The 22,362-nt window shown below is 64.2% G+C and carries 19 protein-coding genes and 1 pseudogene; 5 read left to right on the forward strand and 15 right to left on the reverse strand.

Annotated features, from left to right (window positions below; genetic code table 11):
- The first annotated feature begins 8 nt into the window (after window positions 1–8).
- A pseudogene (locus PLAV_RS14325) lies at window positions 9–1,381 on the forward strand (L-serine ammonia-lyase).
- A gap of 161 nt (window positions 1,382–1,542) precedes the next feature.
- Here PLAV_RS14325 and PLAV_RS14330 read toward each other — a convergent pair.
- Window positions 1,543–2,019 (reverse strand): Lrp/AsnC family transcriptional regulator, encoded by a 477-nt coding sequence (locus PLAV_RS14330; protein ID WP_012111744.1) that lies wholly within the window; start codon window positions 2,017–2,019, stop codon window positions 1,543–1,545.
- Window positions 2,020–2,162: 143 nt separating this feature from the next.
- Here PLAV_RS14330 and PLAV_RS14335 point away from each other — a divergent pair, with 143 nt between their 5' ends.
- A complete protein-coding gene (locus PLAV_RS14335) occupies window positions 2,163–2,966 on the forward strand; it encodes an alpha/beta fold hydrolase (RefSeq protein WP_012111745.1) in 804 nt (267 codons plus the stop codon).
- 14 nt (window positions 2,967–2,980) lie between these two features.
- Here the strand turns inward: PLAV_RS14335 and PLAV_RS14340 are convergent, their stop codons facing one another.
- The 8 genes from PLAV_RS14340 to topA all read right to left on the reverse strand — a co-directional run bounded on the left by PLAV_RS14340 (window position 2,981) and on the right by topA (window position 12,903).
- Window positions 2,981–3,631, reverse strand: coding sequence for a glutathione S-transferase family protein (locus PLAV_RS14340; RefSeq protein ID WP_012111746.1), 651 nt, complete (start codon window positions 3,629–3,631; stop codon window positions 2,981–2,983).
- Window positions 3,632–3,675: 44 nt separating this feature from the next.
- Window positions 3,676–4,863 (reverse strand): MFS transporter, encoded by a 1,188-nt coding sequence (locus PLAV_RS14345; protein ID WP_041536033.1) that lies wholly within the window; start codon window positions 4,861–4,863, stop codon window positions 3,676–3,678.
- A 218-nt stretch (window positions 4,864–5,081) separates the two neighbouring features.
- Window positions 5,082–5,720: a hypothetical protein gene (locus tag PLAV_RS14350; RefSeq protein ID WP_012111748.1), complete on the reverse strand. Its 639-nt coding sequence runs from the start codon at window positions 5,718–5,720 to the stop codon at window positions 5,082–5,084.
- Window positions 5,721–5,796: 76 nt separating this feature from the next.
- Entirely contained in the window at window positions 5,797–6,474 is a 678-nt protein-coding gene (locus tag PLAV_RS14355) for an NUDIX hydrolase (RefSeq protein ID WP_012111749.1), read from the reverse strand.
- 4 nt (window positions 6,475–6,478) lie between these two features.
- Window positions 6,479–7,246, reverse strand: a complete 768-nt coding sequence (locus tag PLAV_RS14360; protein WP_012111750.1) for an NUDIX hydrolase — start codon at window positions 7,244–7,246, stop codon at window positions 6,479–6,481.
- A 95-nt stretch (window positions 7,247–7,341) separates the two neighbouring features.
- A complete protein-coding gene (locus tag PLAV_RS14365; RefSeq protein WP_012111751.1) occupies window positions 7,342–7,767 on the reverse strand; it encodes a DUF983 domain-containing protein in 426 nt (141 codons plus the stop codon).
- 99 nt (window positions 7,768–7,866) lie between these two features.
- Window positions 7,867–10,215, reverse strand: a complete 2,349-nt coding sequence (gene rnr, locus PLAV_RS14370; RefSeq protein WP_012111752.1) for a ribonuclease R — start codon at window positions 10,213–10,215, stop codon at window positions 7,867–7,869.
- Between the two features lie 3 nt (window positions 10,216–10,218).
- Window positions 10,219–12,903, reverse strand: coding sequence for a type I DNA topoisomerase (topA, locus tag PLAV_RS14375; protein WP_012111753.1), 2,685 nt, complete (start codon window positions 12,901–12,903; stop codon window positions 10,219–10,221).
- Window positions 12,904–13,346: 443 nt separating this feature from the next.
- On the opposite strand from topA, the gene PLAV_RS14380 reads away from it, so the two are divergent.
- Window positions 13,347–13,532: a hypothetical protein gene (locus tag PLAV_RS14380; protein WP_041536034.1), complete on the forward strand. Its 186-nt coding sequence runs from the start codon at window positions 13,347–13,349 to the stop codon at window positions 13,530–13,532.
- 6 nt (window positions 13,533–13,538) lie between these two features.
- Here the strand turns inward: PLAV_RS14380 and dprA are convergent, their stop codons facing one another.
- From dprA to PLAV_RS14400, 4 genes are read right to left on the reverse strand one after another with little or no spacing between them, the layout of a single operon-like run.
- Window positions 13,539–14,657 carry a DNA-processing protein DprA gene (gene dprA, locus PLAV_RS14385; RefSeq protein WP_012111755.1) on the reverse strand — a complete coding sequence of 373 codons (1,119 nt, stop codon included), beginning with the start codon at window positions 14,655–14,657 and terminating at the stop codon, window positions 13,539–13,541.
- 6 nt (window positions 14,658–14,663) lie between these two features.
- Window positions 14,664–15,308 carry a glycerol-3-phosphate 1-O-acyltransferase PlsY gene (plsY, locus tag PLAV_RS14390; protein WP_012111756.1) on the reverse strand — a complete coding sequence of 215 codons (645 nt, stop codon included), beginning with the start codon at window positions 15,306–15,308 and terminating at the stop codon, window positions 14,664–14,666.
- A gap of 25 nt (window positions 15,309–15,333) precedes the next feature.
- Entirely contained in the window at window positions 15,334–16,635 is a 1,302-nt protein-coding gene (gene pyrC / locus PLAV_RS14395; protein ID WP_012111757.1) for a dihydroorotase, read from the reverse strand.
- Window positions 16,632–17,615, reverse strand: a complete 984-nt coding sequence (locus PLAV_RS14400; protein WP_041536035.1) for an aspartate carbamoyltransferase catalytic subunit — start codon at window positions 17,613–17,615, stop codon at window positions 16,632–16,634. The genes pyrC and PLAV_RS14400 overlap by 4 nt, the downstream gene beginning before the upstream one ends.
- Before the next feature lie 112 nt (window positions 17,616–17,727).
- Between PLAV_RS14400 and PLAV_RS14405 the strand changes: the two genes are divergently transcribed.
- Together PLAV_RS14405 and PLAV_RS14410 are read left to right on the forward strand one after the other, a co-directional pair.
- On the forward strand, window positions 17,728–19,419 hold the full coding sequence (locus PLAV_RS14405; protein ID WP_012111759.1) for an isovaleryl-CoA dehydrogenase: 1,692 nt from the start codon (window positions 17,728–17,730) through the stop codon (window positions 19,417–19,419).
- A 3-nt stretch (window positions 19,420–19,422) separates the two neighbouring features.
- Complete coding sequence (locus PLAV_RS14410) at window positions 19,423–20,265, forward strand: DUF429 domain-containing protein (protein ID WP_012111760.1); 843 nt, start codon at window positions 19,423–19,425, stop codon at window positions 20,263–20,265.
- A 37-nt stretch (window positions 20,266–20,302) separates the two neighbouring features.
- Here PLAV_RS14410 and PLAV_RS14415 read toward each other — a convergent pair whose 3' ends face one another.
- Entirely contained in the window at window positions 20,303–21,331 is a 1,029-nt protein-coding gene (locus PLAV_RS14415; protein ID WP_012110165.1) for an IS1595-like element ISPla1 family transposase, read from the reverse strand.
- 101 nt (window positions 21,332–21,432) lie between these two features.
- Window positions 21,433–22,347 carry an AEC family transporter gene (locus tag PLAV_RS14420; protein WP_012111761.1) on the reverse strand — a complete coding sequence of 305 codons (915 nt, stop codon included), beginning with the start codon at window positions 22,345–22,347 and terminating at the stop codon, window positions 21,433–21,435.
- Window positions 22,348–22,362: the final 15 nt, after the last annotated feature.

Consider the following 22,362-nt stretch of genomic DNA (forward strand, 5'->3'; position numbering starts at 1 on the left):
TCGGGATCATGAACATCAGTGTTTTCGATCTCTTCAAACCGGGTGTCGGTCCGTCGAGTTCCCACACGATGGGGCCGATGACTGCGGCGGGGCGTTTTGTGGAGTTTCTGGGGCCCGCCTTGCCGAGGACCCGGCGGGTAGAGGTGCGGCTTTATGCATCGCTCGCCCTGACCGGCCGCGGTCACGCCACGGATACGGCCGTTCTTCTTGGGCTTGCCGGATTCAATCCCGCGACTTTCGATCCGGATCAGGCAGGCACGCTCGTGTCGAACGTGCGGGCGCTCGGCAAACTCAGACTCGGCGGCGAATATGAGATCGCCTATGACGAGCGCCGCGATTTGATCTGGAGCGGACGCGAGCGTCTTCCCCAGCATCCCAATGCCTTGACATTCTCGGCCTTCGACGAGGAAGGAGAAGTGATATGTACACGGACTTATTTCTCGGTCGGCGGCGGGTTCGTCAGCGACGAGGACCAGATATGCAGCAATGCCCGGGGCAACGACACCCCGCTCATCGAAATGCCTTACGCCTTCACGAGCGCGGCGGAATTGCTCAGCCTTTGTTCACGCACCGGGCTCGATATTGCCGAGCTGACCCGTGCGAACGAGCGTGTCTGGCGAATTGACAGTGAGATCGATGCTGGCCTCGACCAGATACTCGCGGCGATGAATGCCTGCATCGATCGCGGCGTTTTGGAGAGCGGCGAGCTGCCGGGCGGCCTCAAGGTGAAGCGCCGCGCGAGCCAGGTGCATGCCGCCATTGCGGCGAGAGCGGAGCATAACGTGACCGATCCGCTCGCGGCGATGGACTGGGTCAACCTTTGGGCGCTGGCGGTCAATGAAGAGAATGCGGCAGAAAGGTCGTCACGGCGCCTACCAATGGCGCGGCCGGCATCATTCCCGCGGTCCTGCGCTACTATGACCGCTTCCACCAGGGAACGGAGGAAGGCCGGCGACGCTTTCTTCTCACGGCCACCGCCATCGGCGCGCTTTACAAGCGCAACGCCTCCATTTCGGGTGCCGAAGTCGGGTGTCAGGGCGAAGTGGGCGTGGCCTGCTCGATGGCGGCGGCGGGCCTGGCGGCCGTGCTGGCCGCCACGCCCTGTCAGATCGAAAACGCAGCCGAGATCGGCATGGAACACAATCTTGGCCTCACCTGCGATCCAATCGGCGGGCTGGTGCAGATTCCCTGCATTGAGCGGAACGCCATGGGCGCGATCAAGGCCATCGACGCGGCGCGTCTCGCGCTTCTCGGCGACGGCCAGCACTCGGTCTCGCTCGACAAGGTGATCGCCACCATGAACCGCACCGGGCGAGACATGAACGAGATCTACAAGGAGACATCGCTCGGCGGTTTGGCTGTCAATCTTCCGGCGTGCTGACGAAGCACGGCCATTCGCGAAACTGAGGATGGCTTATTCGGTTTACGTCTTACGCTGTGTTTGTCGGTGAGGTTCGAGCGCCGGGACGATGGACGACAGCCCACCCGAACGGGTGAGCGGATGTTTCATCCGCGTCTGCGTGCCGGAGCCGGGCAGGCTGGTCAGAAGGGGAGTGGGGCGTTTTCCTTGACCTCCCTCATGACGAAGAAGGTCCGGGTGTTCCGGACGCCCGGGAGGGCGATCAGGGTCTGGCCCTGCAGCTTGTTGAAATCGGCCATGTCGCGAGCGCGGATTTTCAGGAAATAGTCGAACTCACCCGCCACCAGGATGCAATCGAGGACCTCCTTCATCTTCAGCACGGCCTTTTCAAAGGCGGAGCGGCTGTCAGGCGTGGAAAGGTCGAGCATGACGCCGACCATCACGAGGGCGCCCAGGCCGACCGAAGCGGGCGCGACCTCCGCCCGCACCCCGGTGATGTGGCCTTCATCGAAGAGGCGGCGCGTCCGCCGGTGACATGTGGCGGGGCTGACGTCCACGCGCGCTGCGAGCTCCGCATTCGTCAGCCGTCCATCCGCATGGAGAGCGCGCAGAATCTTCATATCGATCCGGTCCAGACCGCCCTTGGAAGAATCTTTCATATAGTCACTCTATTTTAGACGGTTTCGGTCAAATTTTTCCGGAAAATAATTTCATATGTAAATTCAAAAGAACAACTCGAAAGCACCTTTCGAGCGAAATTTTCTACAATTGGCTCCTTAGCAAGTTCAAAGGGACCAACACCATGGCCAACACCATCCGCACCACCGCCGCTTTGGCGATCGCCGCCAGTCTCATGAGCAACGTACAGGCAGCGCCTTCGCAGCCCATTCCCGACGCCCAGACGGTCCGAAACGTCGTGCTGGTGCACGGCGCTTTCGCCGATGGCTCGGGATGGCGCGGCGTCTATGACGATCTGACCGCGCGGGGATATCGCGTCTCCATCGTGCAGAATCCTCTGACATCGCTTGCCGACGATGTTGCGGCGACGGTCCGTGTGCTGGACCGGCAGGACGGTCCGACGATTCTGGTGGGCCACAGCTGGGGCGGAACCGTCATCACGGAAGCGGGCGTCCACTCGAATGTCGCGGGGCTGGTCTATGTCTCGGCCTTGTCGCCCGATGCCGGCGAGACGACGGCGCAGCAATATGAAGGCTTCACCACGCCGCCGGAATTCGTCATCGACGCCCATGGCGATGGATTCGGGTTCCTGAACCTCGAGCTGTTCAAAGCCGGCTTCGCCGCCGATGCCAGCGACGCAGACGCCGCGTTCTTGCGCGACTCCCAGGTTCCCATCGCCTTGTCGGCCTTTGAAAGCAGGCTGGAGAACGCTGCGTGGCGGACGAAGCCGAGCTGGGCCGTCATCGCCACGGAGGACAAGGCGTTCGACCAGCGCATGCTGCGCACGATGGCCAAAAGGATCGGCGCCGATGTCACCGAGGTTGAAGCCAGTCACGCGGTCTTCATGACCCAGCCGAAGATCGTCGCCGACACGATAGACAAGGCCGCCCAAGGCGCCACGGCTACGGCCACAGCCGCAGTGCGCTGACGGGAGTTGCCCCCTCACCCCTCCTTCCGTCCCTCGAACACCGCCAGTTGGGCGGCGAAGGCGCGCTGGAAGGCGGGGCGGGCTTCGGCGCGGGCGACATAGGATTTGAGGGCGGGGTGTTTGTCGAGGAGGGGTGAGGATTTCAGCCTTTGCAGCACCGAGACCATCATGAGGTCGCCGGCACTGAAGGGGCCGTCGAGCCAGGACGCATCGCCGAGGCGGGCGGCGAGTTCGCCGAGCCTTGTATGGATGCGGGCGTCGAGGAGGGGGAGGCGCGCTTCGTACCAGCTCTTGTCGCGCTCGGCATAGCCGGTGGCTTCGCGCTCGACGATCGGCGGCTCGACCGTGTTGAGCGCGGCGAACATCCATGCGATGGCGCGGGCCCTTGCATGTGCGTCTTCCGGCAGCAGGCCCGCATGGTTCTCTGCGATGTGGAGGATGATGGCGCCGGATTCGAAGAGGACGAGCCCGTCTTCCTCGTAGGTCGGGATCTGTCCGAAAGGATGGAGCGCGAGATGCGCGGGCTCCTTCATGGCGGCGAAGGAGAGAAGGCGGACCTCATAGGGCTGGCCCACTTCTTCGAGCGCCCAGCGAATGCGCGTGTCGCGCGCGAGGCCCCGGCCGCGATCCGGCGACGCTTCGAATGCTGTGATGGTTGGCGTCATTGGATACCTCCTGCTCCATGCAAGCATGGCGGCGCGCCGGGGCGCTAGTCCTCCGGCAGGACCGGACGGGGAGCCGTGACATAGCGCCAGCCTGCCACCGCGACATAGAGGGCGCAGATGGCGGCCATGGCGAGGATGAGGCCGTGAGGGTCCCACAGGTCCATGGCGGCGCCGGAGAGCGGCGGGGCGATGAGGGCGCCGGTCGAATACATCATCACGAAGGCGGCATTGGCGGAGGCGAGGTTGGCGCCCCGGAAACGCTCGCCCAGCAGGGTGAGGCCGACCGTGTAGAGACCGGCGACGACGCCGCCGAAGATGAAAAGCGTCGGCGCGAAGAGCCAGAGCGAGCCGGCGGCGAAAGGGATGGCCAGACTGCCGAGGAGGCCGACCGTGGCGCAGAAGAGAAGAACGAAGCGGCGGTTCACACGGTCGGCCCAGAGGCCGATCGGGATCTGGCAGAGGATGTTGCCGGCGGCGAAGATCGACAGCACGAAGGCGGCGGTCTGCTCTGTCATGCCGATGCGGACGCTGTAGATCGGCAGCAGGTTGAAGATGTTGGTCTCCGTCGCGCCGTAGACGAAGCCCGCCATGGTGGCGGCGGGGGCGGCGACGAGGAAGGTCGTGAAAGCGTGGCTCGGCTTTTCGGTGATGCTGGGCGCGAGGCCGCGGCCGAAAAGGAGAAGAGGCAGCGCGGCGGCGGCGATGAGGGCGCCGGTGGTGGCGAAGGGCGCGAGGCCCTCCGTGCCGACGAGGAAAAGCATGACGGGCCCCGACGCGAAACCGCAAGAGAGGACGGTGCCGTAGATGCCGATGAGGCGGCCGCGGTTTTTTTCCTCCGCCAGCGTGTTGATCCAGAATTCGCTGACGACGAAGAGGCCGGTGAAGGCGAGGCCGTTCAGGAAGCGGATCGGGAACCAGAGCCAGACATTGGGGAAGAGATAGTAAGCGGGCATCGCGAGCGCAGAGAGGAGGATGCAGGCGAGCAGAAACGAGATGGCCGAGGTGCGGCGGAGCAGTCCCGCGATGAAGGGCGTGAACAGGAAGGTGGCGAGCGCGGGCATGGCCGTGTTGAGGCCGATGATGGAAGCGGGGACGCCATTGCGCTCCATCATCAGGGCGAGGAGCGGGATCGACACGCCAAGGCCCATGCCGACGACGGAGATGCAGGCGATGACGGCGACGAGGCTGCGTCTGCGTTCCGCGGGGGTGAGGGGGGCGTCGGGGGCTTGCATCGTTTCTTCTTTTTTGGGGGGTGGAATCTGCCGTGCGTTTGGAATATGCCGCACTTCGGCGCCCCCGCCCCGAAAAATTCTGCGAATTTTTCGACCCTCCCCCCAGGGGAGGGTGGGAAGATTTTGTATGTGGAGGTGCGGAGGGATCGCCAAACCTAAAAAATCAGGTCTGGACTTAGTCTGGGTATCCAGAGCGGGGCAGTGGTTTTGAGCGTTTCTCAAGAATTAGAAGAAGATGAGTCGCTTTTCCGGAGACTCTCATTCTGCTTCTCAATCAAATTATGAATAATCTTCTGGAGTTCCTCCGAACTTTCAGGCGTCGGAGCTTTTGTAAAAACGGCACGTTCGGCGGCGCGTATCTCGGAGTTTGCAAGCGCATATCCCGACAGCATTGAAACCCAGTTAGACGCTGTGCCTACCTTGACGCAATATTCTCTAATGTCCTCAATTGTCAGCTTGTCTGAACCAGCTGAGTTGAATGTTTTCCACGGCATCAAATAGTAGCTTGCTACGGTCTGTTTCCCGTCGCTATCGAGTGGGCCGTTAGTGCTCGCCTGTATCCAATGAACAATTTTATTTCGAACACCATCTATCTCGGTAATTATCTTTTCAATTCCCCGCCAGAATGGCCTGCATTCGGCTATGTCAGACAGAGCAATCATATCGCTGACTAACGCGCAACGCGACCTCGCATTGACCATTCGAGAAATGATGGTGAAGGCTTGACGGTGGTCGATATTGAGGGTTGTCGCAATTAGCATTGAAAGCGCGTATTCAAGTTGAGTGTAGCTTTCTATTGCTTTTATTCGTTCAGCCGCGAGTGCGGGAATCTCAACAAGGGTTGCCGAGTCATCCATGTTTTAAATCACCGTGAGTAAGACATTTAGCTGATTGCATGATCTTGCAATTCTCATGTCAACACGTGTGTAAACCTTATCCCCGCACGACGGGTTTGTCGTTGCGGTAGCAGTAGAGGGGGATGCGGGGGCGGGTTTCGCCGGTGTGGCGGCGGGCGATTTCGTTGAGGACGAATTCGGTGACGTCTATCACGGGAAGTTTCAGGGCTTCCGTGAGCGTGTACCAGCCGAGGTCTTCGAGTTCGCCGCTGCCTTGCAGCTCGCCGGTTGCGGCGGCGGCGTCGGCGGCGAAGAAGCGGGCGTGGAAGCGGATCGGGCTCGAGGCGGGCGTGATGGCGCGGGCGATGATTTCCAGCAGGTCGAGACGGGGCGCGAGGCCGCGTTCGAGGAAGGGCTGCCAGCCGGCGCCGGCTTGCGCGCCGACATGGCCGGGGCCGGCGATGATGAGGCCCGTCTCCTCGAAGGTTTCGCGGATGGCGGCCATAGCGAGCGCCTGCGCTTTCACGCGGGCGGAAGCGGCGCGCTCCATCCGCCTTGCGGTTTCGCCGGTGAAGGGCGTGGCGGGTTTCGCGAGGAGGTCGCCCGCATCGAGCTTGCCGCCCGGGAAGACGAAAGCGTCGGGGATGAACTTCATGCGCGAGTGGCGGCGGCCCATGAGGATGCGAGGCTCGCCTTGCTGCGCGGTGTCGATCAGGACGAGGCTGGCGGCGTCGCGCGGACGGATGCCGCGCGCGACCGGAGGCTGAACGGTCACTGCGTCAATCCTTGATGGCATCGCGGATGGCGTTGCCATTGCGGAAATAGATGAAGGGGACGTGACGGCTGGCCTGCGCGGCGGTGGCGAGAGCGAGGCGCTCGTCCAGTTCGTCGAGGACGACGCGGGTGATATTGGGCAGGTCAAGATCGCGCGCATCGGCGATGGTGAGCCAGTGGAGGCCCTGCAATTCGCCGGAGCCCGCGACCTTCGCGGGATCGCCCTGGATCGTTTCCGCATCGGCGATGAAGAAGCGCGTGTCGAAGCGGCGCGTGCGATAGGGGGGCGTGATGGCGCGGGCAACGAAATCGAGCGTGCCGAGCGCGGGCGCGAAGCCTTGCGAGAAGTAATCGTTCCAGTCGGCGTGCTTGCTCTTTTGCGGCGCGGTGGCGGGACGGCCGATGATGAGGCCCGTCTCCTCGAAGGTTTCGCGGATGGCGGCCATGGCAAGCGCGCGGGCGCGCAGCTCCGACGGCTTGCCGCTCATGCGGGCGAGGAGGCGGCGGGCGACGGGATCGCGCAGATCCTCGACGGGACGGATGCGGCTGTCGGCGCGGTCGACGCGGCCGCCGGGGAAGACGAATTTGTTCGGCATGAATTTGTGATCGGCGTGGCGCTGGCCCATCAGCACCTGCGGGCGCGCGCCGTCGCGGCGGACGATGATGAGCGTGGAAGCATCGCGCGGGCGGACGGCTTTCCCTTGCGTCGTCTCGCGATATTCCTGCTCGCGCGATTTCTTCGGGTCAAACGCCGCGCGTTGTTCCTCAGCCATTTCCTGTCCCGGTTCTTGAATTTCTGTTGGGGACAGGATGCACGCTGGCGGGAGGGGAAGTCCAGCGCGGAGGGGAAAGCGGGGCGGACGCAGCGTCAGTCGCGGGTCACGCCGTCGAAGCCGTGCATGCGGAGCGCCCATTGCCAGCCGACGACGGAGCCCTTGACGCGGGGCAGGAGCCAGAGCGAAAGGACGAGGGTGAGCGCGGGCCAGACCAGGGCGTGAATCCAGAGCGGCGGGAGATAGGCCAGCTCCACCCAGAGCATGAGCGGCACGACGATGTGGCCGACGATCATGATGGTGAAATAGGGCGGGGCGTCGTCCGCTTCGTGGTGATGGAGTTCCTCGCCGCAATGGGCGCAGCTGTCCGTCACTTTCAGGAAACGGCGGAAGAGGCTGCCGGTGCCACAGGCCGGGCAATGGCCGCCGAAGCCGCGAAGGATCGCCGGGAAGGCCGGGCGGGGAGAGATCTCGGCCGTCTCGTAGATGTGAGGCTCGGACATGTCCATCGGGATACTCATGGCAATCACTTCGGGCGATGTGGTGATGTCCGAGTAAAATGGTTGGAATCGCCGGCGGATGAAATGTGGCAGGTTGCCGCGCGGCAGGTTTGTCCCGGGTCAGCGGCGCTTTCGAGGGGAGGATTTCGGCTTCCGGTTCTTCTCGCCCTGGCGGGAGCCGCCCTTGCCAGTGGGGCGGCGGCCGGAACGGGGGCGGGGCCCGGCGGGTTTGCCCTCGCTGCCACCTTCGAGGAGCGTGAAGCGCATGCCGCCGGTGACGGGGACGCATTCTTCCAGGCGGACGAGGACGCCATCACCGAGGCGGTAGGTCTTGCCGGTGCGCTCGCCGGTGAGGGCGTGGAGGATTTCGTCGTGGTGGTAGAAATCGCCGCCAAGCGTCGAGATCGGGACGAAACCATCGGCGCCGGTGTCGTTCAGCTTCACGAAGAGGCCGAAGCGCGTGACGCCGGCGATGCGGCCGCGGAACTCGGCGCCGATGCGGGCCTCAAGGAATGCGGCGATGAAGCGGTCCTTCGAGTCGCGTTCGGCGAGCATGGAGCGGCGCTCGGTTGTCGAGATGTGTTCGGCGATTTCGGTGAGGGAGGATGTTTCGTCCTCCGTCTGGCCGTCTTTTCCGAGGCCGAGGCCGGCGATCAGCGCACGGTGGACCGTGAGGTCGGCATAGCGGCGGATGGGCGAGGTGAAATGCGCGTAGCGGCGAAGATTGAGGCCGAAATGGCCGATATTGTCCGGCGCATAGACGGCCTGCGCCTGAGAGCGCAGCACGACATCCGACACCATCTGATCATGCTCGGTGCCGTCCACGGCTTTCAGGATGCGGTTGAAGTTTGCCGGGCGGATGTTCTCGCCCTTGGCGAAGCTCAGGTTCAGCGTGGCAAGGAATTCGGCCAGCGCCACGAGCTTCTCGCGCGAGGGGGCGTCGTGGATGCGATAGATGACGGGACGATGCTGCGCCTCGGCGGTTTCGGCGGCGCAGACGTTCGCCTGAATCATGAACTCCTCGATGAGTTTCATGGATTCGAATTTCTCGCCGATACGGATGCCGCCGACGCCGCCTTTCTCGTCGATGTCGATCTTGTATTCGGGGAGATCGAGATCGAGCGGGCCGCGCGCCTCGCGGGCCTTCGCGAGGATGCGGTAGGCGTCCCATAGAGGTTTCAGCACGGGTTCGAGAAGGGGGCCGGTGGCATCGTCCGGGTTTCCGTCGATTGCCTGCTGGACCTGGCGGTAGCTGAGGCTGGCGGCGGATTTCATCAGGCCACGGATGAACTCATGACCGCGCTTGTTGCCGTTGCGGTCGAAGACCATGCGGACGGCGAGGCAGGCGCGGTCTTCCTTTTCGATCAGCGAGCAGAGGTCGTTCGAGATGCGCTCGGGCAACATCGGCACGACGCGGTCCGGGAAGTAGGTGGAGTTGCCGCGCTTCAGCGCCTCGCGGTCCATCGCGGAATTGGGACGGACATAGGCCGCGACATCGGCGATGGCGACGATGGCGACGATGCCGCCTTCGTTTTTCGGATCGGTGTCGGGGGCGGCCCAGACCGCGTCGTCATGGTCGCGCGCATCGGCGGGGTCGATGGTGATGAGGGGGATGTCGCGGAGATCCGTGCGGCCCTTGAGGCCCTGATGCCTGGCGGCTTCGGCTTCGGCGATGACGGCATCCGGAAAGGAATCCGGGATGCCGTGGGTGTGGATGGCGATGAGGCTGATCGAGCGCGGGTCTGCGATATCGCCGAAGACTTCGCGGACACGGGCGCGGGGGACGCCGTAACGCTTGCCGGGAATGGTTTCGGCGAGGACGAGGCTGCCGTCTTCCGCGTCGCCAATATCTTCGATGGCGATCTCGAATTCGACGCGCATCTTCTTGTCGACGGGGATGAGGCGTGCGGTTTTGGCTTTGGGCGTGAGACGGAAGAGGCCGAGCACACGCTCCGCGCCTTTGCCGACGCGGCGGATGACCTGCGCTTCATAGGGGTAGGTTTCGTCTTCCGACTTCGCGACGCGAGCGAGGACGCGGTCGCCGACACCGGCAGGCGGCTCGTCGACATCGCGCTTGCCGCGCCGCGTATCGGGCGTGACGACGATGAGAGGGGGCAGGTCTTCGCCGGGCCAGGAGACGGGGCGGGCGATCAATTCGCCATCGGTATCGGTGTGGGTGATTTCGATGACCGTTACCGGCGGCATTTCGCCGACGCGGCGGAGGCTCTTCGTCTCATCCTTCGCGATCAGACCTTCGTCCGACATGGCCTTCAGCATCTGCTTCAGGCCGATGCGGTCGTCGCCCTTCACGCCGAAGGCGCGGCCGATCTCGCGCTTGCCGGTCTTGCCGGGATTGTCGGCGAGGAAGGCAAGCACCTCCTCACGCGAGGGAAGGCCCCGGGCTTTCTTTTTCGAGCCGGTGTCTTTTTTCGCGGCGCCGGTCTTTTTCGGGGGCTTGCGTGAGGGCAAAGGTCAATCCGCCAGTTCGGAGGCTTTGTCGGTCTTCCTTGCTTTCGCCGCGGGTTTTTTCGCAGGCGCTTTCTTCTTCGCAGGTGCTTTCTTTTTTTCGGGCTTTTTCGCGGGCGCTTTCTTTGCTGCCGGTTTCTTTTCGGCGGCAGGCTTTTTCGCCGCCTTCTTTGCGGCAGGTTTCTTCTTGCCGCTCTTCGCATCTTTTTCGGCGACGAGAGCGAGGGCCTCTTCCAGCGTCACGGCGGCAGGATCGGCGGATTTCGGCAGCGTCGCGTTGGTGGTGCCGTGCTTGATGTAGGGGCCGTATTTGCCTTCGCGGACCTGCACGGGCTTGCCGGTGTCGGGATGGTCGCCCAGTTCCTTCAGCACCTTGCCGGCGCGCTCCTCGGCGCGGATGACTTTTTCGGCGAGGACGGCTATGGCGCGATTGAGCCCGATGTCGAAAAGCTCTTCCGGGTCTTTCAGGTTCGCATAGGTGCCGTCATGCAGCACGAAGGGACCGAAGCGGCCGAGGCCGGCGGTGATCTTCTTGCCGGTTTCGGGATGGATGCCGATTTCCCGCGGCAGCGTCAGCAGGCGCAGCGCGGTGTCGAGATCGACATCTGCGGCGGACATTTTCGCGGGCAGGCCGCTGCGCTTCGGCTTTTCATCGTCGCCGAGCGGCGCGCGCTCGACATAGGGACCGAAGCGGCCGGTCTTCAGCGAGACTTCGGCGCCGGTCTCGGGATCGGTGCCGAGAACGCGGTCGCCCGCCTGTTCTTCGCCTTCGGCGCCGACAGTGAGCTGGCGCGTGAATTTGCAGTCCGGATAATTCGAGCAGCCGACAAAGGCGCCGAAGCGGCCGACCTTGAGCGAGAGGATGCCGTTGCCGCATGACGGGCAGGCACGCGGGTTGGAACCGTCTTCCTTTTCGGGGAAGACGTGCGGGCCAAGAACCTCATTGAGACGGTCGAGCACCTCGGTGATGCGCAGCTCCAGCGCCTCGGCGACGTTGACCGTGAATTCCTTCCAGAATTCGCGCAGCAGGTCTTTCCAGTCGAGCTCGCCGGCCGACACCTTGTCGAGCTTTTCTTCCAGTTCCGCCGTGAAGTCGTATTCGACATAGCGGGTGAAGAAGTTTTCGAGGAAGGCGGTGACGAGGCGGCCCTTGTCCTGCGGCACGAGGCGGTTCTTGTCCATGTGGACATAGTCGCGGTCGCGCAGCGTTTGCAGAGTCGAGGCGTAGGTAGAAGGACGGCCGATGCCGAGTTCTTCCATCCGCTTGACGATGCTCGCCTCGGTGAAGCGGGGCGGCGGCTCCGTGAAATGCTGTTCGGGACGGACCTTCTCGAGGCCGAGCTTGTCGCCGCGGGCGACCTTCGGCAGGCGGCCGCCATCCTCGCCATCATCCGGCTCGTCGCGGCCTTCCTGGTAGAGGCGCAGGAAACCGTCGAAGACGATGACGGAACCGGTGGCGCGAAGGCCGATGGGCGCGTCGTCCGCCTCGATCTCGATGGTGGTGCGCTCAAGCTGCACGCTTTCCATCTGGCTGGCGATGGTGCGGTTCCAGACGAGTTCGTAGAGGCGGCGCTGGTCGTCGTCGAGATATTTCGCGGCATGTTTCGGCAAACGCGAGAGATCGGTCGGACGGATCGCCTCATGCGCTTCCTGCGCGTTCTTCGCCTTGGTGGTGTAGACGCGGGGCGCATCCGGCAGATAGGCCTCGCCGAACTCGTTGTTGATGACGGTGCGTGCCTGCGCGATGGCCTCAGGGGCGATCTGCACGCCGTCGGTTCGCATATAGGTGATGAGGCCTGTCGTTTCGCCGTCGATCTCCACGCCCTCATAGAGGCGCTGGGCGACCTGCATGGTGCGGCTCGCCGAGAAGCCGAGCTTGCGCGAGGCTTCCTGCTGGATGGTGGAGGTGGTGAAGGGCGGATTCGGATTGCGCCGCGTCGGCTTGCTCTCGACCGACTTAACGGAGAAGCGCGAGGCCTTGATGCGCGCTTCGATGTCGTCGGCGGATTTCTTGTCCGGGATGTCGAACTTGTCGAGCTTCTTGCCGTCGAGCACGGTGAGGCGGGCGACGAAAGGAGAACCGCCGCCAGTCTTCATGTCTGCTTCGACGGTCCAGTATTCCTGGCTGCGGAAGGCTTCGATTTCGAGTTCGCGGTCGCAGATGAGGCGGAGCGCGACGGACTGCACACGGCCTGCCGAGCGCGAGCCCGGAAGCTTGCGCCAGAGAACGGGCGAAAGGGTGAAGCCGACGAGGTAGTCGAGGGCGCGGCGCGCGAGATAGGCGTCGATCAGTTCCTTGTCGAGGCCGCGCGGATGCTCCATCGCCTCGGTGACGGATTTCTTGGTGATGGCGTTGAAGACGACGCGCTGGACCTCGACGTCCTTCAGCACCTTCTTTTTATTCAGGACCTCGAGCACATGCCAGGAAATGGCCTCGCCTTCGCGATCCGGGTCGGTTGCGAGGATCAGACGATCGGCGCCCTTTACGGCGGTGGCGATTTCGTTCAGCCGCTTCTGGGACTTGGCATCGACATCCCAGGCCATGGCGAAGTCCTGATCGGGGAGGACGGAGCCATCCTTCGAGGGCAGGTCACGGACATGGCCGTAGGAGGCCAGGACCTTGAAGCCCTTGCCGAGATATTTGTTGATGGTTTTCGCCTTGGCCGGCGACTCGACAATAACGACGTCCATCGGACCGCTTGACTCTCTTATAATGTGGCCTGCGCGCGGCCGCGACGATACGCGGATGACGGTGCCGCCCGGAGTAGCCGAGCGCGCTTGTCGCCGAAAAACCGGGAAAAGCCAAGAGGCGCCGCCGCGTCCGGCCGTCCTGAGCCGCCGGCTGAACATGGTGAAAAGGGCAAGTCCTGTCAAATCCGCCCCGGATTCCGCGGAAATGCGCGGTTTTCCGGTCCGGGCCGGTTTCGGTCCGCAGTGAACCAATATGGGGGCGCGTATCGCTGGCCCTATTGGCGAAACTAACTATAGACTTACGATCTAGTCCTTTGGTCCGAGGCCAACACGGGATCGTAGAGATGCGGAAAACGCTATTGAGAGCCGAAACAGTGCCGCAAGTCGGGGACATGCCACTTTCCCCGCCCCGGTTGCGAAATTCCCAGAAGCCGTTCGATCCGATGAGCGAGGCCGATGACGAAGCAGTCGCCGCCTATCTGCTCGACCTGATGATCGCGGCAAGGAGGGTTGCGGCCAATCGGGGCTTCAGCTTTCTCGCCTATCTGGTCGGCGTGGCGGCGGAAGAATCGCGGCTGCTGACGCTGGGCCGTTCGGCGAGCCAGAAGGGCCGAGACGGGAAATACTGACGTCCTTCATGCTTCTTCCGGGAGGAGGCTGACGCGGTCTCCCGGATCGCGGTGCAGGCGGCCGGCAAGCTCCAGCTCCAGGAGGACGGCGCGCACCAGCGGCACCGAGGCGGATGCCTGGCGGACGATTTCATCGAGGGGCGTTGGTGTCGGGCCGAGCGCGGAGAGAATGCGCGTACGGGCATCGGAGTCGGCGGCAATGGCGGAGGCGTCGCGCGGCGCATAAGAGGGCGGGTCCGGCTCTCCGAAGCGGCGGCCGAGCGGTTCGGCCAAGGCGGCAATCACATCTTGCGCATTTTCAACGAGCGGTGCGCCGTCCTTGATGAGGCGGTTGGCGCCCTGTGCGCGCGGGTCGAGCGGGGAGCCGGGCACGGCGAAGACATCGCGACCCTGCTCCAGCGCGAAACGCGCGGTGATGAGCGAGCCGGAGCGCAGCGCGGCTTCCACGACGACGACCGCGAGCGAGAGGCCGGAGATGAGCCGGTTGCGGCGCGGGAAGTGACGCGCCTGCGGGCTGGTGCCGGGCGGCATTTCGCTGACGAGCGCGCCCTGCGAGGCGATGGCGGTTTGCAGTTCGCGATTTTCTTCCGGGTAGACGATATCGAGGCCGCCGGCGAGGACGGCGATGGTGCCGCTTGCCAGCGAGGCGCGATGGGCCGATGTGTCGATGCCGCGCGCGAGACCGGAGACGACGGCATAGCCCTCCGCGCCGAGCGTCTCGGCCATGGTGGCGGCAATGCGGCGCCCGGCGGCGGAGGCGTTTCGCGAGCCGACGATGGCGATGGATTTGCGCGCGAGGAGGGCGACGTCACCCGCGACCGAGATGACGGGCGGCGGCGGATCGACGGCGGCAAGGCGGGGCGGAAAATCCTCGTCGCCGAGGACCAGAATTCTTGCGCCGGTCTTTTCCGTCTTCGCGAGTTCGGCTTCGGCGTCGGCGGCGCTGGCTATTTTTATCGAGCGGCGGGCGCCGCCGCGCGAGGCGAGATCCGGCAGTGCATCCAGCGCGGCGAGCGCATTGCCGAAATGCTCAAGAAGGTCGCGGAAGGTGACTGGCCCGACATTTTCGCTGCGGGCGAGGCGGAGACGGGCCAGCCGCTCTGCAGGGGAGAGCGGCGATGTCATTGGCTGTCAGGCCTCGGTTTTCTTCTGGCCGATGCGCGACTCCGTGCCGGAGAGGAGGCGCGAGATGTTATCGCGGTGCGCGATGTAGATGAGGATGACCAGCAGGACGCCGAGGCCGACGAGATGCCACTGATCGAGCCAGGCGAGATAGACGGGCGTGAGCAGGGCGGCGACGAGGGCGGAGAGCGAGGAGTAGCGCGCGACGGCGGCGACAATGGCCCAGGTGGCGCAGAAGAGAAGGCCGACCGGCCAGTAAAGGGCAAGCAGGATGCCGATGAAGGTCGACACGCCCTTGCCGCCCTTGAAACCGAGCCAGACGGGAAAGAGGTGGCCGAGGAAGGCGCCAAGTGCTGCGAGGCTCATCATCCATGTTGCGTCGCCGCCGGTGCGTGAGGCGAGGACGCCTGCGATGAGGACGGCGACGGCGCCCTTGGCAGCGTCGCCGATCAATGTGCCGATGGCGACCCAGCGGTTGCCGGTGCGCAGGGCATTGGTCGCGCCGATATTGCCGGAGCCGATGTCGCGGATGTCGCCGAGGCCGGCGGCTTTTGTGAGCAACAGGCCGAAGGGGATGGAGCCCAGCAGGTAGCCGAGCGCAAGGACGACAAGCAGCAACGGCGTGGCTGCCATGAGATCGATTTCGGTCGGCATTGTTCCAGTGTCCTCCCCCGGCAGATTATCGGTCTGCGTCTTCCCCGTGAACATAGACCGTGTGGCCGCCTACCATGGTGCGCAAGGCGCGGCCCTGGAAGAGGCGGTCCTCGAAGGGCGTATTCTTCGAGATGGATTTGAGCTTAGCGGGTTCGAGGCGCCACGGCACTTCCGTATCGATGAGAACGAGGTCGGCGGGGAGGCCGGTGGCGAGACGGCCGCGGCCGAGGCCGAGCAGGTCGGACGGGATGCAGGTGAGGGCGGCGAGAAGACGGCCGAGGGGCAGATCCCCGTTATGCACAAGCGCGAGGGAGGCGGGCAGCAGCGTCTCGAGGCCGATGGCACCGAAATTCGCTTCCGCGAAGGGGCGGCGCTTCACTTCCGGGTCCTGCGGATCGTGGCCTGAGACGACAACGTCGATGGTGCCGTCGGCGAGGCCGGCGACGAGCGCCTTGCGGTCCTGTTCGGAGCGGAGCGGCGGCGAGAGCTTGAAGAAGGTGCGATAGCTCTGGACGTCGTTTTCGTTGAGCTGGAGATGGGCCGCGGAGACGCCGCAGGTGACGGGCAGCCCGCGCGTCTTGGCGCGGCGGATGATGTCTACCGAGGCTTCGCAGGAGACCTGCGAGACGTGATAGCGGCCGCCGGTGGTTTCGAGCAGGCGGAGGTCGCGCTCGATCACGATGGTTTCGGAGATGGCGGGGATGCCGGCGAGGCCGAGGCGGCCGGCGAGCTCGCTTTCGTTCATGACGCCGGTGGCGAGCGTCGGCTCCTCGGCATGCTGGACGACGAGGGCGTTGAAGTGGGCGGCGTAACTCAAGGCGCGGCGCATGAGCTGCGCGCTTGCCACCGATTTCACGCCATCGGTGAAGCCGACCGCGCCGGCATTCCGCAGGAGGCCGATCTCGGTCATCTGTTCGCCATGGAGGCCCTTGGTGAGCGCGGCCATGGTGTGGACGTTGACGACGCCTGTGGCGCGGGCGCGGCGCTCGATGAAATCGACAAGGGCGACATCGTCGATGACGGGATCGGTGTTCGGCATCACGATCATGGTGGTGACGCCGCCCGCCGCTGCCGCCTGGCTGGAAAGCGCGAGCGTTTCGCGGTGCTCGGCGCCGGGCTCGCCGGTGAAGACGCGGCAATCGATGAGGCCGGGGGCGAGGACGCGGCCATTGCAATCCACGATTTCGGCGCCTTCCGGCAGGCCGTCATTGAAGAGCTGCGGACCGAGATCGGCGATGCGGCCATCCTCGACAAGGAGGCTGCCGGTGGAGTCATAGCCGCTGGCGGGGTCGATCAGGCGGGCGTTGATGAAGGCGGTGCGGCTCATGAGCGGCCTCCGGCGAGGGGAAGCTCATTGGGCAGGTTCCGCGAGAGCGCATCGAGCACGGCCATGCGGACGGCGACGCCCATCTCGACCTGCTCGCGGATGAGGCTGCGGTCGATGTCGTCGGCGACGGCGCTGTCGATCTCGACGCCGCGGTTCATCGGGCCCGGATGCATGACGAGTGCATCCGGCTTGGCGTGGGCGAGCTTGGCGTAGTCGAGGCCGTAGAAATGGAAATATTCGCGCTGGCTCGGCACGTAGGAGCCGGCCATGCGCTCAAGCTGAAGGCGGAGCATCATGACGATGTCGACGCCTTCGAGGCCCTTGGCCATGTCGTGGAAGACCTCGACGCCGAGACGTTCGATGCCGGCGGGCAGGAGCGTCGGCGGTGCGACGACGCGGACGCGCGCGCCCATGGCGTTCAGCAGCAGGATGTTGGAGCGGGCGACGCGGCTGTGGAGGATGTCACCGCAGATGGCGACGATGAGGCCCTGCAGGCGGCCCTTGCGGCGGCGGATGGTGAGCGCATCGAGCAATGCCTGGGTCGGATGCTCATGCGCGCCATCGCCCGCATTGATGACCGAGCAGGAGACCTTCTGCGCGAGAAGTTCGACGGCGCCGGAGTTCTGGTGACGAATGATGATGAGGTCGGGGTGCATCGCGTTCAGCGTCACCGCCGTGTCGATCAGCGTCTCGCCCTTTTTCACGGAGGAGGAGGAGACGGACATGTTCATGACGTCGGCGCCGAGGCGCTTGCCCGCCAGCTCGAAGGAGCTTTGGGTGCGGGTGGAGGCCTCGAAGAAGAGATTGATCTGGGTGCGGCCGCGAAGGACGGAGCCCTTCTTGTCGACCTGGCGGTTCTGCTCGACATAGGTGTCGGCGAGGTCGAGAAGGCTTGTGATGTCGGTGGGGGAAAGGCCCTCTATTCCCAGCAGATGCCGGTGCGGGAAGAGGGGCTGGAGCTGTTTTTCAGCGCTGGTCATTAAAGCCGCATTGTATAGGGCCGATTCCGGAGTGCGGCAAGGTGGAATTGGCCGGGCCGGAGGGCGGGTGTTAGGCTTCATTAACGACCTTTCGCAAGAAGAGGAGCGCCCGATGGACAAGCATGTGGAAACGCCTGCGGATTTCGCGACCCATGAGGTGTTCAACCAGCCGCCGCCGCTGGAGGATGTGAACCTCTTTACGTCCGACAAGGCGCTGCGGGAGACGGTGGCGCGGGAGGGCGCGGGCGATGCGGAGGCTTCGCTGACGGCGTTCGGGAAGATTGTCGGGAGCGCAGAGACGATCGATCTCGGGCGGCAGGCGAATGCCTATCTACCGGTGCTGAAGAGCTTCGACCGGTTCGGGCACCGGGCGGACCGGGTGGAGTTTCATCCATCGTACCACAAGCTGATGGCGATTTCGGTTGCGCAGGGGCTGCATGGGTCGCCGTGGGACCATCTGAAGAATGGGCTCGACGCTAGCCCCAAGCCCGGCGCCGTCGTGGCGCGGCTCGCAGGCACCTACATGATGACGCAGGTGGAGGCGGGGCATGGCTGCCCGATCACCATGACGAATGCTTCCGTGCCGGCGCTGCTGTTCCAGCCGTCGCTGGCGAAGGAATGGATCCCGCGGATTCTCTCCCGTGAATATGACGAGCGGTTCATTCCAGCGGGGGAGAAGGCGGGTGTGACGCTCGGCATGGGGATGACGGAGAAGCAGGGCGGGACGGATGTGCGCGCCAATACGACCGAGGCTGTGCCGGTCAATGGCGGCGGGCCGGGGGCGGAATATCGCATCACCGGGCATAAATGGTTCTTCTCGGCGCCGATGTGCGATGCGTTTCTGGTTTTGGCGCAGGCGCCGAACGGAATCTCATGCTTTCTCATGCCGCGATTCACGCCGGACGGCGAGCCGAACGCAATCCGCATTCAGCGGCTGAAGGACAAGGTGGGGAACAAGTCGAATGCGTCTTCTGAGGTCGAGTTCCAGGCGGCGAGCGGCTGGCTGATCGGCGAGGAGGGGCGCGGTGTGCGCAACATCATCGAGATGGCGACCTATACGCGGCTCGACTGCGCGGTGGCGACGGCGGGGATGATGCGGCAGGCGGTTTCCCAGGCCGTGCATCATTGTTCGTATCGCACCGTGTTCCAGAAGAAGCTGATCGACCAGCCGTTGATGGCGAATGTGCTGGCCGATCTCGCGCTTGAGACGGAGGCGGCAACGGCGCTGTCCTTCCGCGTCGCGCGCTCGTTCGACCGGGCGCATGAGGACGAGGCGGAGGCGGCGTTCCGGCGGATCATGACGCCGGTTGCGAAATACTGGGTCTGTAAGCGCGCGCCGAACCTCGCCTATGAGGCGATGGAGTGCCTCGGCGGCAATGGCTATGTGGAAGAAGGGATCGCGGGGCGCATCTATCGCGAGATGCCGGTGAACGCGATCTGGGAAGGGTCGGGGAACGTCATGTGCCTCGATGTGTTGCGCGCGCTGATGCGCGAGCCGCAGGCGCTCGATGTCGTGTTCGCGGAACTCGACAGGGCGAAGGGTGCGAATGCGGCTTATGACGGTGCGCTCGACGCGCTGAAGGAGGCGTTCGCGGATTTCGGCTCGCTGGAGGGGCGCTCAAGGCAGGTGGTGGAGCAGATGGCGAAGGTGGCGGCGGGTTCGGTGCTGCTGCAGCACGCGCCTTCGTTCGTGTCGGACGCCTATTGCGCGACGCGGCTCGGGCGCGACTGGGGGGATTTGTATGGAACGCTGCCGGCGGGGGCGGATATTGCCGCGATCGTGGAGCGGGCAAGAGTGGCATAAACGATGGCTAACCCACGCTGTGTTATGGGGATAGACGCGGCATGGACCCTGACGCAGCCGAGCGGTGTTGCCCTTGTCGCCGGCCAGCATCGGCAATGGCGTCTAGTCGCCGTCGCAGCTTCTTACCAACGTTTCCTTGCTTTGGCTGACTCATCGCTGCAACCTGAAACTCGCCCCTTAGGGTCGCGGCCCGATGTTGCGGCGCTGCTTGCCGCCGCCGAACGTCTATCGAATTGCTCCTTGGATTTGGTTGCAGTCGATATGCCCCTTGCGCGTTCCCAAATCGAGGGGCGTCGCTCTTCCGATAACGCGGTCTCAAGGGCATATGGTGGGCGTAGCGCGGGAACGCATTCGCCTAGTAGCACCCGTCCGGGGCTGGTGAGCAACGCTTTCACCAAGGAGTTTTCGATCGCCGGATTTCCTTTGTTGACCTCTGACATCTCCTGTCCGGGCTTGATCGAAGTCTACCCTCACCCGGCATTGATCGAACTCACGAGCGCTCCGAAACGTCTGCCTTACAAGATTTCGAGGGCAGGCAAATACTGGAAGGGACTGCCGCTCGCTCAAAGACGCATCAACCTCTGCTCAGAGTGGGAAAAGATCGTGACTGCATTGAATGAGGAAATAGATGGCGTTGCTGCAGCCTTTCCTGCCATCGAACCGTCGACTAGTGGGGCACTCCTAAAAGCTTATGAAGACATGCTCGACGCGGTTGTCTGCGCATGGGTAGGGATATGTGCGATTGAGGGGCGCGCCATGCCTTTCGGCGACAATGACTCTGCGATCTGGATACCGAAACCTCTGACTGCCACGGCAAGTGGAGAGGCGAGTGGATCGCGGGAATAAATCCCGCGATGACACCTGTTTTTTGATTGGCGCAATTCTACTTAAGTGTGGATAACGCCTCATCGATGAGGGCCTCCGGCGAGAAGTCGGGCCTCCGGAGCGCCCGAAGCCAGCCGAGATAGAACGGAAGATGCCGGGTCGAGACGCCGCGCACCTGCCGGTTGACGAAGGTCTTCGTGCGCTCGTGATGGGCATTCACATGACCGAGCCCGAGCCGTCCGGGGCGGCGAGGTTTTCCGCCAACGGCCTTCGTTGCCTGCGTCTTCTTCGGGGTCATGATGCGGCGATGTTCCGAGCCCGCTTTCACCGCTGCGCTGACATAGGCCTTGTGCCCGTCGGAGCAGAGAACGGAGCCCGGCGCGATACGCCCCTGAAGCGCGGGAGCGATGGCGGCGCGGTTTGGCAGCACTTCCTCGATGATGCCGCCGGCGTTGTCGAGCGCCGTGAGCACGGGGATTTGCTCGCTGGAGAGTCCCCTGTTGATGGCCGGGCCTCCGCGGTAGCGCGGCGGGCGGTTCTCCGGCGGATTCCCGTTCTGCCAGCCCCGGTGTCCCTTGTAGGAACTCAAAAAGTAGGTTTCATCGGCCTCGATGACGCCTCCCACCCGTTCGGCCTGCCGCAGCGCCTGGGCGCGCAAGAGGCGATGACGCCAGCGCCAGGCGGTCAGCCGCGAGATGCCAAGCCCGCTCGTCTTCACGTCGTCGACCGACTTGAAGCCGGTGGCCATCATGCGGGCGTAGGCAGCCCACTTCTCCGGCTTGCGCATACGGGTGAAGGCGGTGCCGGTGAGGGCGTTGAAGGTTTGGCCGCAGCCGGATGAGCCGCTCCGGCGGCAGCGAAATCGCTGCCTGCCTCCGCGATCGCGGCCGTGTTTCACGATGTCGTCATGACCGCAATGCGGACATCCGCGTCGGCTGCTCACGGCCGCCGAACGGCGCGCAAGCGCGACATCGGCCAGCCGCGATGCGGCGGCGGCCTGGACCACCTCCCCGAGCTCGACGCACTGCTCGGGCGTCAGTTCTCTCGCAACTCGCGCCTTCAGGCGTTCGAACCGGACGGCGTCCATGGGCCCCTCCGTAAGCGGAGAGACAACGCTATGGCCCAAACCTTTCTAAAACAATACATTCTGGCGCTCATCCACACTTAAGTAGAATTGCGCCTTTTGATTTACCCCAGCAACCACAGCATCAGCGGCATCGTAACCACGGCGAGGATCGTTCCGCCGGTGATGAGGCTGGCCATCAGGTGCATGTCGCCGCCGAGCTGGCGGGCGAGCATGTAGGAGGAGGTGGCGCCGGGGACGGCGGCGCAGATGAGGACGACGAGGCGCGGCAGGCCTTCGACGCCGAAGAGGAGGCAGAAGCCCATCATGATGAAGGGCATCGCGATGAGCTTCAGGAAGCTCGTGTAGAGGACGATCCATTTCTTTTCGAGCACGTTCACGATCTGAAGCCCGGCGCCGACGGCGAGGAGGCCGAGGGTGAGCGAGGCGTCGCCGACGATCTTGAAGGTCGTGGCGAGGGGACCGGGCAGGCCGATGCCGGTGAGGTTGAGAGCGATGCCGGCCGCGCAGGCGAGGATCAGCGGATTTCGCGAGAGGAGCTTCGCGACCGTGGCGGGGCCGGCGGGTGTTGAGCCCGCATAACGCGTCAGCACGGTGACGGAGACGATATTCGCGATGGGCACCATGACCGCGACCGCGACGGCGGCGAGCGTGAGGCCGGGCTTTCCCCAGAGAGAGGCGATGGCAGCGAGCGCCACAAAACTGTTCCAGCGCGCGGCGCCCTGGAAGACGCTCGAGAATTCCGCGCCGGTCATGGGCAGGAGGCGTTTCGAGAGCATCAGCAGCACGACCATTGCCAACATGCCGGCAGCGAGCGCGGCGGCCATCGCGCCGACTTCGCCGAGCACGATGTCGGCGACGGCGAGCGTGTAGCAAAGGAGGGCGGGGAAGAGGACGTAGTAGTTGATCTGGTCAAGCGGCACCCACAGTCCCTCGCCCGGGAAATCCTTGCGGCGGATAACGAAGCCGAGCGCGATGACGAGGAAGACGGGGACGAGGGCGTTCAGGATGGGGAGCATGGGATTTTCTTCTTC

The organism is Parvibaculum lavamentivorans DS-1, assembly GCF_000017565.1.
GTDB classification, from domain to species: domain Bacteria; phylum Pseudomonadota; class Alphaproteobacteria; order Parvibaculales; family Parvibaculaceae; genus Parvibaculum; species Parvibaculum lavamentivorans.

Excerpts from the sequence above, each read along its gene's own strand:
- PLAV_RS14330 (WP_012111744.1), bottom strand. The coding sequence starts at position 2,019 with ATGAAAGATTCTTCCAAGGGCGGTCTGGACCGGATCGATATGAAGATT.
- PLAV_RS14335 (WP_012111745.1), top strand. The coding sequence starts at position 2,163 with ATGGCCAACACCATCCGCACCACCGCCGCTTTGGCGATCGCCGCCAGT.
- PLAV_RS14340 (WP_012111746.1), bottom strand. The coding sequence starts at position 3,631 with ATGACGCCAACCATCACAGCATTCGAAGCGTCGCCGGATCGCGGCCGG.
- PLAV_RS14345 (WP_041536033.1), bottom strand. The coding sequence starts at position 4,863 with ATGCAAGCCCCCGACGCCCCCCTCACCCCCGCGGAACGCAGACGCAGC.
- PLAV_RS14350 (WP_012111748.1), bottom strand. The coding sequence starts at position 5,720 with ATGGATGACTCGGCAACCCTTGTTGAGATTCCCGCACTCGCGGCTGAA.
- PLAV_RS14360 (WP_012111750.1), bottom strand. The coding sequence starts at position 7,246 with ATGGCTGAGGAACAACGCGCGGCGTTTGACCCGAAGAAATCGCGCGAG.
- PLAV_RS14365 (WP_012111751.1), bottom strand. The coding sequence starts at position 7,767 with ATGAGTATCCCGATGGACATGTCCGAGCCTCACATCTACGAGACGGCC.
- topA (WP_012111753.1), bottom strand. The coding sequence starts at position 12,903 with ATGGACGTCGTTATTGTCGAGTCGCCGGCCAAGGCGAAAACCATCAAC.
- PLAV_RS14380 (WP_041536034.1), top strand. The coding sequence starts at position 13,347 with ATGAGCGAGGCCGATGACGAAGCAGTCGCCGCCTATCTGCTCGACCTG.
- dprA (WP_012111755.1), bottom strand. The coding sequence starts at position 14,657 with ATGACATCGCCGCTCTCCCCTGCAGAGCGGCTGGCCCGTCTCCGCCTC.
- plsY (WP_012111756.1), bottom strand. The coding sequence starts at position 15,308 with ATGCCGACCGAAATCGATCTCATGGCAGCCACGCCGTTGCTGCTTGTC.
- pyrC (WP_012111757.1), bottom strand. The coding sequence starts at position 16,635 with ATGAGCCGCACCGCCTTCATCAACGCCCGCCTGATCGACCCCGCCAGC.
- PLAV_RS14400 (WP_041536035.1), bottom strand. The coding sequence starts at position 17,615 with ATGACCAGCGCTGAAAAACAGCTCCAGCCCCTCTTCCCGCACCGGCAT.
- PLAV_RS14405 (WP_012111759.1), top strand. The coding sequence starts at position 17,728 with ATGGACAAGCATGTGGAAACGCCTGCGGATTTCGCGACCCATGAGGTG.
- PLAV_RS14410 (WP_012111760.1), top strand. The coding sequence starts at position 19,423 with ATGGCTAACCCACGCTGTGTTATGGGGATAGACGCGGCATGGACCCTG.
- PLAV_RS14415 (WP_012110165.1), bottom strand. The coding sequence starts at position 21,331 with ATGGACGCCGTCCGGTTCGAACGCCTGAAGGCGCGAGTTGCGAGAGAA.
- PLAV_RS14420 (WP_012111761.1), bottom strand. The coding sequence starts at position 22,347 with ATGCTCCCCATCCTGAACGCCCTCGTCCCCGTCTTCCTCGTCATCGCG.